This window comes from Legionella waltersii (assembly GCF_001468085.1).
In the GTDB taxonomy this organism is placed as follows: Bacteria; Pseudomonadota; Gammaproteobacteria; order Legionellales; family Legionellaceae; genus Legionella; species Legionella waltersii.
Genome location: NZ_LNZB01000056.1, coordinates 33,013 through 43,932, shown reverse-complemented (window position 1 = coordinate 43,932; position 10,920 = coordinate 33,013). Strand labels below are relative to the sequence as shown.

The window sequence follows — 10,920 nt, the reverse complement described above, 5'->3', positions numbered from 1 at the left end:
TTCCATTGAACTTGACAAATTAAGCTCAAACAAATCAATTTTGGATCATATTGAAATACTGTACTACAATTAATTAAGCGGTTAGCTTGCGTAAGTTATCTTAATAGGAGTAGAACATGGGCGCTCAAAGAAAACTGTCTGATTACCGATTATCAGATTATGTAGATATGGCAGAACAGGATGCAATGAAATGTTTTAGTCAAATAGATCACGAACTATTTCTAAAGAATCCAACTGAAGCTATTCACAAAGCAGGGGTGATTACAAAGCCCGGGGTTGATTTCAAAATCATTAAAAATGAAAGTGAGATTGACCAGTTACCAGCAAATGTCTACCCATTTTTAGTGTCTGATAAGTTATCAATGGATGATCTTGATTCAGTAGCAGGTGGAGTTACTGCTGGCCAGATAATAAGATCCGTCGGAAGAGCGATTAAAAACTTTTTTAGATGGTAAAATAGATCGAATAAAGCCATTTTCTATTAGTTTGGGTTACTATTGATTCATTATAATTGAAAGTGGCTTCTTGCATGAAATTTCTGAGCTTTCGGTAAGACTTAATAGCTGTGGTAAACCTTATTTGATAGAGTGTCCTGGTTGTCATAAACCAAGTAGTCAAAATGAGTAATTACATTCACAACAACCTCAATATAGGCAGACTAAAGCCAACTCGGTACCCAAGTCATAAAATTATTCCAGATTTTTTCTTTCCTTAATTTTTGTCTCTAAAACAGCCAACAACAACCTGGTTTGAATTCAGAATATTCTAACTCGTTTGCACAGCTGCCAAACAAAAATCCTGATTATTTCGTTTGTGTCCTTTGGACATGATTTAATAACTTGTTGTGATTAGAAATCATTACAAAACGGAGTGCCGTTATGTTTGAAAAAACAGAAAGATACAAGCCCTTTGATACCATCTTTTACCAAGGTGCTAATTGCACACAATCCCAAGTTGTACACTACACTGGCGGGAAACGAATTCATGCAACTACTGGTGAATGGATGTGGGGTGTTGGGATAAATGGTTTGAAGCCTCTCAACGTTATTTATAATGTACATCTTGGACCTGAAATTGCAGATGTAAATTTACACCCCTTCTCTACCTATTATGATTATATTAATCCAATGAAATGGCTATATACATCTATTTCATGGTCTAAAAATTATTTTACGGGTGTAAATACAATTCCCTCCATGAACCGAAACTCTGGGTCAGTGTACTATCATTCACCCAACCCTTCACAAATCTCATATGGCCAAGAATCTGATATTGAATCACATCATAGAAAATACTTAAGCTGGAAAAACCAAATGAAAAATGATGGTTTAGTTTTATATGGCGTATCCCGCGGTACAGCAGCCACATTTTGTGCTTTTGCTAAATATAAATACCCTGAAGTTAAATTAGTCATATTGGAAGGGGCAATTGATTCAATGGAAAATGTCATAAAAAATATGGCAAACCATTACCTTGGTAAAGGTGTAATGTCAGATATTGCTGTATCAAGCATGCGGCGCTCGGCTAATTTCCTCACCCGCTATGGATTGTTTGGTTATAAAGATGAATCTGACTCACCACTTAGTATGCTGGATAACTTTCCAGAAAATGTACCGGTTATATTTATTACTTCTGAATTAGATAGAACCGTTGACTCCAAAAGCACTGAAAATATTGCTAAAAATCTACATCAACGTGGAAAAAATGATGTGTATTTGCTAAAACTTAAAAACTCAAGACATCCTTTTTACCCTTATGATAATAAACAGGATCATGACCAATATGAAACTTTCATTCATGCAATTTATAAAGAGTATGGGTTAGATCATGATTCTAAATTAGCAGAGAATGGAAGGCATCTTCTAGAAAGTTGCAACTTAAAAAACCCGCCTAATTCTTTAGAAACTAAATTAAACCATGACAGTAATGATCGAGATATTCTCTCAACTAATCTTGAAAAACTGAATATTAGCGGAGAAAACATAAATAATATCTTGTTGGTCATCGACAAAATGCCAAGTCATTCAAAAGTCTATAAGGCACTGATCTATTTAAGCGAATATAAAAATAAATCTTCTATGTGCGAAAAACATTACATTCATTCTGATTACATTGCAGAATATTTTTGTACTTTAACCAATATTGGTTTTTTTGCAGTAGGAATTTATTATCAGGATTATTTGATAGTATCCATAGCTCTATTTTCTACATTAAGTCATGCCATTCCGTTAAGGCGGTTGAATGAACTCGATAAAATTGCTGCAGTTTCTACATTCATAAACGTACTTTCAAATTATCAATTATTAAGCCAATACCCTAGTACTCTAATTTTTGGCATAGCAACTTTTATCTTTGGTGTATTGGATCAGTGGGTTGGAAGGAAGGATTTGGATAAATATGGTAGTTTCTTCCATTGCGCATGGCACCTTACAGCAGCATTCGCATTATTTAATTGTAAACAACTACTTTCAAATACGGATGAAAATGATTTGGAAATGATTTCATCTTGCATGCTGGATACATGCACCCAGATAATGAAATAACAAATACGGGTTGGGCTGAAACGAAGTGATGCCCAACGTTCCAACTCCGCCACTCATATCCTATAGGCGTTGTACCATAATAAAAACATGAATAGCATACTCTTTAGCATCTGATAAAACACTCTTATCCAACGGGTTTTGTCGCAAAAAAAATAATTTCCAGAGTAGACTCAGTCCTTTTACAAGGGAACGATCAGCGATGCTGAATCGGAAAATCAGACTATTTTTGAACAGCTCTATGGGCTAGGGTCATAATCTCGCCCCAAATAACTCAGTTCCTGACCCAAAAAATAGTTTTGCGAGAGAACCAGTAAAACCAATACTTGAGCTTGCTATAAATACTAATTATAATTCCATTATCCTTCAACGTTGATACTAGTTGCTTTAAAGCTAAGAAACTTCAAAAGCTAACTCAAAGCCTTTAATAACACCTCTGAAGCCTGGGAGAAACGATAAACGTTATCCCTTTAAATATCTTAGAGCATGAGGATATTCTAGGATGTTAATTAATAGAAAGGGATTTTTATGCGCTTATATGCCCCCAAAAAAGGGCTTACTATTAGACCGGTTTCAATATTATTCAGTATTTATGTCGCAATAGTGCTTCTAATTGCCCCAGATACAGCAATAAGTCAAACCCCTTCTAAAAACCACCCCAAAAGCACACGCACGTTAACCTTGAGGCAGGTTCTCGAATCTACGTTGTTATTATCCCCTGAAATTTTAATCGAAGAAGAACAACAAGCCGTTGTTCTTGGCAATTTTTTAACTGAATTTGGTTTATTTGATACGATTTTTAACTGGGATATCAGTGCATTACAAGATTACAATCCTTTACAGGCATACAACCCTCTAGGACTGTCTCAGGAAACCATCCCAGGAATCACCTCACTCAACACGGATAGCGGTCAGTTTAATATTGGACTCAATAAAACCTACTATAATGGGATAAATGTAGGTACCTCAGTCAATATGACAAGACAACAAACGAATATGAACAAGGCATTGAACGTCCCCATCGAGAACCGATCGTTTATCAATTTTACCTTAAATGTCCCATTTCTACAGGGTTCAGCCATTGGCTTAACCGCAAAAGCAGATTACTTGAATTATTTGGCTGAGCGATATACCTATGCTCATACAATCAGCAAACAAGCATTGAGTTCAATTATAGCCTACTGGGCCTATGAAGAAAGCTATCAGAGTTTTAATGTTGTGGCTAAAGCCGTTGCACAAGACAAGCAATTAGTCCAGGTTATCAAAGAAATGGTTAAAAGAGGTGAGCAAACTCAGAGTGATTTAACACTCGCTAAAGCCAACTACGAAGGTCGTCTAGCGCTCTATTACACGTTTCGGGAACAATATTTTATAAACAAACAACGCCTAGCCACTTTAATGGGGATAAAGACCGAAGCAATCAATCTGCTTCCACCACCCAGTACAAATTTTGCAAAGATGCGAAGCATGAACTTTACCCAAGGAGCTTTAGCCCAATTTTTTAAGAATATGATGCTTTATCGAAATGATTTAAAAGCTGCTTTTATGACGATGAAATCTAATTTTACCTTATTGAAAGTACAGAGAGTAAACTTGGATCCTCAATTTAATGGCAATGCTTCTGTGGGTTATCGCGGCTTATACGAAGGAACAGAAACAACACGCTCTTTGTCAGAAAACACAAAAGGGCCTGTAGCCTCTGTTGGTTTAACGTATTCTTTTCCAATTGAAAACAACACTGCACGGGGAAATTTAATGTCCCAATCAGCCGTTTATGCACAGAGTAAAATTAACTACAATAATTTATTGCGAACGATTAAGATTAGCTTAATCACCGCCTTCAATAGTGTTAAATTATTTGGATATCAGACCACGTATAGTAAAAATGCTATTGGAAATTACAGTGAAACACTTAACAATGAGATCATAAAACTAAAGCTTGGAGAGGCTTCTCTCATTGATACCTTACGAATAAAAGACTTATTAGTGCAATCACAATTAGACAAGATAAGAGCGGAAAGTGGATACTCCCAAGCACTAGCCCAACTCTATTATGAGCAAGGCTTATTTATTTGTCATGACCACATGCATTGCCGGATTAATCTAAAGCCAATTAGCTAGGACAGCGATGGAAGTTAAGAAAAAGGAAACATTTCGAAAGGTTGCGCTAGAACGTCTAAGCTCACCAGACAAACTGGATCAACTCATACAAGTAGTGAGCAACAAAGCATGGCTAGTACTCAGCCTCATCATTGCTTTGGCATTTGCAATCATTTTATGGGGTATCTTCGGTGAGATCGCAGTAAAAATTAATGCTGAAGGAGTACTGCTTCGATCCGGCGGTGTCTTGAATGTCTATTCAACGGTGAATGGCACCATTAGCGATGTCGCTGTAAGGCCTGGAAGTAACGTTGATCGTGGCGATGTTGTAGCACGCATTCTCATCCCAGAAATTCTCAATGATATCTATATCTTAAATAACCAAATCAACGATGAAAAAGTAAACTACGATAACCAACTAAAACACTTTGATTTATTGCAAGAGCAAGCAAACTTTACAATTGCCAATTTAAAAGAGCGATTGCAGAACAGACAGATTCTATTTGATAAGGGCTTATTAACTAAAGATAAAGTTCTTGAGACCAGCAGCATGCTTCAGGCTAAAATCGCTGAGCTCGATAATTTAAAAATACAACGGACTGATGCTAAAAATAAAATAGATCAGTTAAACGATAGATTATATACCTTGCATGGAAACCTAGTTAGACAGAGCAGAGTAGTAACGCCATACTCTGGAAAAGTGATTGAAGTCAAAGTCAACAATGACCAACTTGTCAGCGTGGGCACCAAGATCATTAGCTTGGAATTGACTGGAAAAAATATTAAAGATCTTGAAGCCATTTTGTACGTAAACTTCACCGATGGAAAAAAGATCATGAAAGGAATGGACGCGATGGTCATCCCTAATATTGTCAAAGTGGAGGAGTTTGGCAGTATGGTTGGAAAAGTAACTTCCATTTCTAAATACCCTCTGACCATAGAATCCATGGTTAATGAGCTAGGAGATGAAGAATTAGTTAAAAAATTGACTGAAACTGGACCGAAATACAAAGTCATCATAGATCTTGAGCCCAGCACCCAAACAATCAGTGGCTACAAATGGACATCATCTGCTGGCCCTCCAGTTAGAATTAACAGTGGAACACTCTGCAGTGGAACACTCATATTAATGAAGCGCTCCCCCATCAGTTTTGTATTGCCCTTTTTGAAAAAAACGGTGGGGATAGACTAAAATGACTGAAACGACCAACCAAACATGGGCTAAAAGAACTCAACGCGTACGCACACCAACAGTCATTCAGATGGAGGCTGTAGAATGTGGTGCTGCTGCTTTAGGGATTGTCTTAGCTTATTATGGCTGTTATGTCAGTTTAGAACAATTACGCTTAGATTGTGGTGTTTCAAGAGATGGTTCAAAAGCATCAAGTATAGTGATAGCAGCAACAAATTATGGATTAAATGCCCAAGGGTTTTGCTATGAGTTGGAGCAATTAAACGACATTAAATTGCCTTTTATCGTGTTTTGGAATTTTAATCATTTTTTGGTTGTTGAGGGTTTTTCGAATAACCTCGTTTATTTGAATGATCCAGGGACAGGTCCGCGAACGGTGACATTGGACGAATTTGATCAAGCATACACAGGTGTGGTTTTGACCTTTGAACCCACAACAAACTTCATTAAGCAAGGTTCTCCACCAAGCATAATCAGTGCATTAAAAAAGCGGATGACCAACAATTATGATTCCGTTTTATTTCTATTATTGATAGGAATTCTATTGGTAATCCCTGGATTATTGATACCTACGTTTACTAAAATATACATCGATAATTTTTTAATTGGAGGAATGCACAATTGGTTAAAGCCAATTGTAATAGGCCTGTCCTTCGTAGCTGTCGGAAACTGTGTTTTAATTTGGATGCAAAACTATTATTTGTCCCGTTTTGAATCAAAACTGGATTTAAGGGACTCAGCAAGTTATTTTTGGCATATCCTGCATTTACCCTTTTCCTTTTTTTCTCAACGAACTGCGGGTGATTTAAGCAATCGCATATTGTTGAACAGCAAAGTCGCTCAAGCGATTTCGAATCATGTTTCAAGAACCTTTTTAAACATCTTCGTTGCCTTTTTTTATCTGATGCTAATGATCATTTTTTCCCCCATCCTTACCGGCGTTACAGTAATCATCGCAGCACTTAATTTTATAATCATAAAGAGGATATTGCGTGTAAGACGAGATAAAAGCTTACAAATTGGTATTACACGAGGTCAATTTGAAGGCACCGCATACAATGGCATTGATAGTATAGAAACGCTTAAAGCGTCTGGCAGAGAGCATGACTTTTTTAATAAATTACTGGGTATCCAAGTTAAAATTGTGAATGCTAAGCAGGAACTGGCTGATAAAACAACTTACTTTGGTTCAATGCCCATGTTGTTTAATAGCCTCAATACAGCCATTATTTTGGGATTAGGAAGTTATCTAATTATTTCCGGACAGATTACAATAGGCGTCTTGATTGCGTTCCAAAGTCTGGCTTATGGATTTTTAAACCCCATCATGGATTTGGTAACAATTACTTCAGCAATTCAAGAGCTGACGGGTGATATGGCTAAAGTGGACGACGTGATGAAAGCGCCTAGCCGTCTAAAACCAACAATGCCTCAAACCGAATCAAATCGTCTTAAACGAGAAGGGTATTTAACCATCAATAACCTTTCGTTTGGGTATAATGTCACGCAAAAGCCGCTGATTCATGATTTTTCATTAGAAGTTAAACCAGGGCAACGGATTGCTCTAGTTGGTGGTTCAGGATCAGGTAAGTCAACGATTGCCAAATTAATTTGTCGCCTTTATAACCCCTGGGAAGGTTCTATACAATTAGACAATGAATCAATTGATGAAATTCCAATGGAGGAGTACGTAGGTTCAGTTGCACTTGTGGATCAAGAAATCCGACTATTTAGTGGCAGCATAACGGAAAATATTTCCATGTGGGATACTACAATTAGTAAGCAGGACATTATCCAGGCTGCTAAAGATGCCTGTGTACATGACATCATCACCCAAAGAGAAGGTGACTATGATGGAGAAGTGAGTGAGCGCGGTGCTAACTTCAGTGGTGGCCAACGTCAGCGCATAGAAATTGCTAGAGCTTTAGCTAAAAACCCTAGGATTCTAGTGATGGACGAAGCAACAAGCGCCCTCGATCCAGTGACAGAGGAATCGATTTTAAACAACATACGACATCGAGGATGTACCTGCATTATGATTGCCCACCGATTAAGCACAATACGCGATAGCGATGAAATTATCGTATTGGATCGTGGTGAGATTGTTGAGCGTGGAACGCACGCTGAATTAATTAAATGTGGAGGGACATACAGTAAATTGGTCAGCATGGAACCTCAATCGTGACAAAAACCAACTTAGAACAATTTTTGCATAAAAAAGGAAAATCCATTGCTAAAATTGATGAGACTGATCTCAATGATGAAACCACGCCATGTTGCTTTTATGTTGTTGAAGGCACAGTTGACCTATTTTTAACCGAAACAGTCGATACACTCAGAAACACATCCTTAAAACCATTGTGCAGTTTAAACAGAGGACATTTTATATTTTCAAAACCATCATTAGAAAAAGAGTCGCGATGGATTTTTCATGCCAAATGCAGTCCAAATGCACAGCTAATTCAAATATCCTTGAGGACTCTGGAATTAGCTCTTCAAAATAATGAGATTAAGGATGATCTTATAAAAGGAATTAATGCTTGGATTTCTCTGTTGAGCAAATCAATCTATGGATATTCAAAACCAGGAATGATCGAACCAATGCCCAAGGAAGGGACTCATGCATTGCAAGCTAATATTGCTTATACCAATGAAACCCAAGAGATAGTCTGGCTCCGACTCCATCAAGGAAGTCTAAAGTACCTTGGAAATCCTATTAGGACGGATTCAATCCTACCTATAGATACTAACACATGGATTTCATCTGAAGAGAGTTTTGAAGTAGAGGTATACTCTTTTGAACAAGTTCTGCATAAAACTCAAATCACGCCTGCTATTCTTTCATTTAACCACGAACTATTGAGTGTCATAATCAATGAAATTAAAGAAAGAGAGCGGATAGAAAACCAACAATTTAACCGAGGAATATTTGAGCGATCCACTTCACTTAACCATGCCTTACAGGAAATTAGTAATTTTTATACGAAGGACGATACTGATTTTCAATTCGAAGAGCAGTCAAGCACTTCAATAGCCTGTTGCCAATACATCTGTAAACTCTTGGGAATTCATTTGCTCATCCCACAAGAGATGCCCTCCTTATTGAATGACCGAGCTAAAGTAGATTATCTCTTAAATAACTCACAAATTCCTAAACGTCAGGTTGTTCTGGCTGGTGAATGGTGGAGTAACCCACATGGCTTATTGATAGGTTTTTTAGAGGAATCCAATCAAGCGGTACTCTTAAAATTTGATAAAAAATTAGGGTATCAAATAATCAATTTAAAAAATGGTTCTAAAACAACTGTAGATAGTAACATTGCACAAACCTTATCCCCTTTTGCCCTGTCTGTTTATAGAAGCTTGCCAAATCGACCCATGAATTTAATAGACATCATGCGTTGGTCCTTGTTTACTCATAAAACGGAACTAAAGCTTGTATTAACCATTTCAGTCATTACAGGTTTCCTTGGGCTGTTTACACCATGGGCAACAGGACAAATATTCAGCGAAGTCATTCCAAGTTCGTCCTATTCTTTATTATCCCAGTTGCTACTGGGATTAATTGCGTTTGGTTTTGGTTTGTTTTTATTTGAGGTAGCAAGAAGCTATACCCTTTCAAGAATAATGGCCTTCATTGATAACTCAGGGGTATCTGGTTTGTGGGATCGGGTAATCAAATTGCCTATCTCATTTTTTCAACAGTATGGCGCAGGAGATTTATTAAATAGGGCTTCAGGGTTTCAGCTCATTGTGAATCAGCTATTTGGTGTGGCTGCTAAATCAATTTTTGACTCGACCTATCTCTTATTTTACTTTTTACTACTGTTTTACTACAGCTCTATTCTGGCTTTGGTGAGTTTAGCGATTATGTTATTCACCGCAGCTTTGATGTTCTATATTCTCAAACAAGAAATCAAAATTTCGAGAGTTTCCTCAAGCTTGCTTGGAGATCTGTCTTCGATGTTAGCAGAATACATCAGCGGCATTCAAAAAATCATGACCACAGCCAGTCAAAGTTATGTATTTGATAATTGGTCTAATCTATTTGTAAAATATAGAAAAACTCTGTTTCGATCTAGTCTTTGGTTTAGTGCGCTTTCTTGCTTGCAAAGTGTAGTCCCAATTCTATCATCCATTATCATTTTCATTTTTGCTGCCCCATTGATTTATGAGAGTAAAATGGGCCTCGGTGGTTTTTTAGCATTTAATGCTGCTTTTGGTAGTTTACTTGCAATTTCCATGAAAATGACTGGGTCATTAAGTTCCTTATTGAATTTAATACCTACCTACGAGCGAATAAAGCCAATCTTAAATTCTATGCCAGAAGTTCAAACGGTAAAAAAGGATCCTGGGAAAATCAAAGGGAACATTGAGGTCGATCATCTATTTTTTAAATACGATACAAGTGGCCCTCTGATTTTAAAGGACGTTTCGTTTAAAATTGAAGAAGGTCAATTTGTTGCTATTGTAGGTCCCTCTGGAAGCGGTAAGTCGACTCTATTTCGCCTATTGTTACAATTTGAAAACCCACTATCTGGTAGTATCTTTTTTGAAGATCAGTCCCTTATCGATCTGGACATCAACATGGTTCGTCGCCAAATAGGCGTAGTCTTACAAAACTCCTCTATTTTTCCTGGAAGTATTTTTGAAAACATTATTGGCAGCGCTCCACTTACTTTAGACGATGCGTGGACTGCTGCAAAACTAGCTGGGTTTGACAAAGACATTAAACGAATGCCAATGGGAATGCATACAATGATTTCAGAAGGGACTGGGGGATTGTCTGGTGGACAAAAGCAACGTCTAATCATTGCTCGAGCTCTTGTAAATCGCCCACAGTTGTTGTTTTTTGATGAAGCAACCAGTGCATTAGACAATGAAACGCAACAAATAGTCACCGATAGTCTTTCTCAAATTAATGCAACCAGAATTGTTGTTGCTCATCGTTTAAGCACGATAATTGATGCGGACAAGATTATTGTTTTAGTGAATGGCCAAATAGAAGAAGTAGGCGATTATCATGAGTTAATGGCCCGCAAGGGAGTATTCCATAAAATGGCATTAAGACAAATTCTCTAGGGAGTA

The 10,920-nt window shown here is 37.3% G+C and carries 6 protein-coding genes; all 6 read left to right on the top strand.

Translation table 11 applies throughout. The annotated features are described in order from the left end of the window. The first annotated feature begins 116 nt into the window (after window positions 1–116). Window positions 117–455, top strand: a complete 339-nt coding sequence (locus Lwal_RS12110; protein WP_058481067.1) for a hypothetical protein — start codon at window positions 117–119, stop codon at window positions 453–455. Between the two features lie 423 nt (window positions 456–878). After that, complete coding sequence (locus Lwal_RS12105) at window positions 879–2,543, top strand: prolyl oligopeptidase family serine peptidase (protein ID WP_058481066.1); 1,665 nt, start codon at window positions 879–881, stop codon at window positions 2,541–2,543. A gap of 525 nt (window positions 2,544–3,068) precedes the next feature. Beyond that, window positions 3,069–4,661, top strand: a complete 1,593-nt coding sequence (locus Lwal_RS12100; RefSeq protein WP_058481065.1) for a TolC family protein — start codon at window positions 3,069–3,071, stop codon at window positions 4,659–4,661. A gap of 7 nt (window positions 4,662–4,668) precedes the next feature. Next, window positions 4,669–5,832 (top strand): NHLP bacteriocin system secretion protein, encoded by a 1,164-nt coding sequence (locus tag Lwal_RS12095; RefSeq protein ID WP_058481064.1) that lies wholly within the window; start codon window positions 4,669–4,671, stop codon window positions 5,830–5,832. Window position 5,833: 1 nt separating this feature from the next. After that, on the top strand, window positions 5,834–8,017 hold the full coding sequence (locus Lwal_RS12090) for an NHLP family bacteriocin export ABC transporter peptidase/permease/ATPase subunit (protein WP_058481063.1): 2,184 nt from the start codon (window positions 5,834–5,836) through the stop codon (window positions 8,015–8,017). After that, the gene (locus Lwal_RS12085; RefSeq protein WP_058481062.1) at window positions 8,014–10,914 is read left to right on the top strand and encodes an NHLP bacteriocin export ABC transporter permease/ATPase subunit; all 2,901 of its coding nucleotides are present in this window, start codon (window positions 8,014–8,016) and stop codon (window positions 10,912–10,914) included. Before Lwal_RS12090 ends, Lwal_RS12085 begins: the two co-directional genes overlap by 4 nt. Window positions 10,915–10,920: the final 6 nt, after the last annotated feature.

What these genes read in the sequence shown, in the direction of transcription:
- Lwal_RS12100 (WP_058481065.1), top strand. Translation starts at nt 3,069, where the DNA reads ATGCGCTTATATGCCCCCAAAAAAGGGCTTACTATTAGACCGGTTTCA.
- Lwal_RS12110 (WP_058481067.1), top strand. Translation starts at nt 117, where the DNA reads ATGGGCGCTCAAAGAAAACTGTCTGATTACCGATTATCAGATTATGTA.
- Lwal_RS12090 (WP_058481063.1), top strand. Translation starts at nt 5,834, where the DNA reads ATGACTGAAACGACCAACCAAACATGGGCTAAAAGAACTCAACGCGTA.
- Lwal_RS12095 (WP_058481064.1), top strand. Translation starts at nt 4,669, where the DNA reads ATGGAAGTTAAGAAAAAGGAAACATTTCGAAAGGTTGCGCTAGAACGT.
- Lwal_RS12105 (WP_058481066.1), top strand. Translation starts at nt 879, where the DNA reads ATGTTTGAAAAAACAGAAAGATACAAGCCCTTTGATACCATCTTTTAC.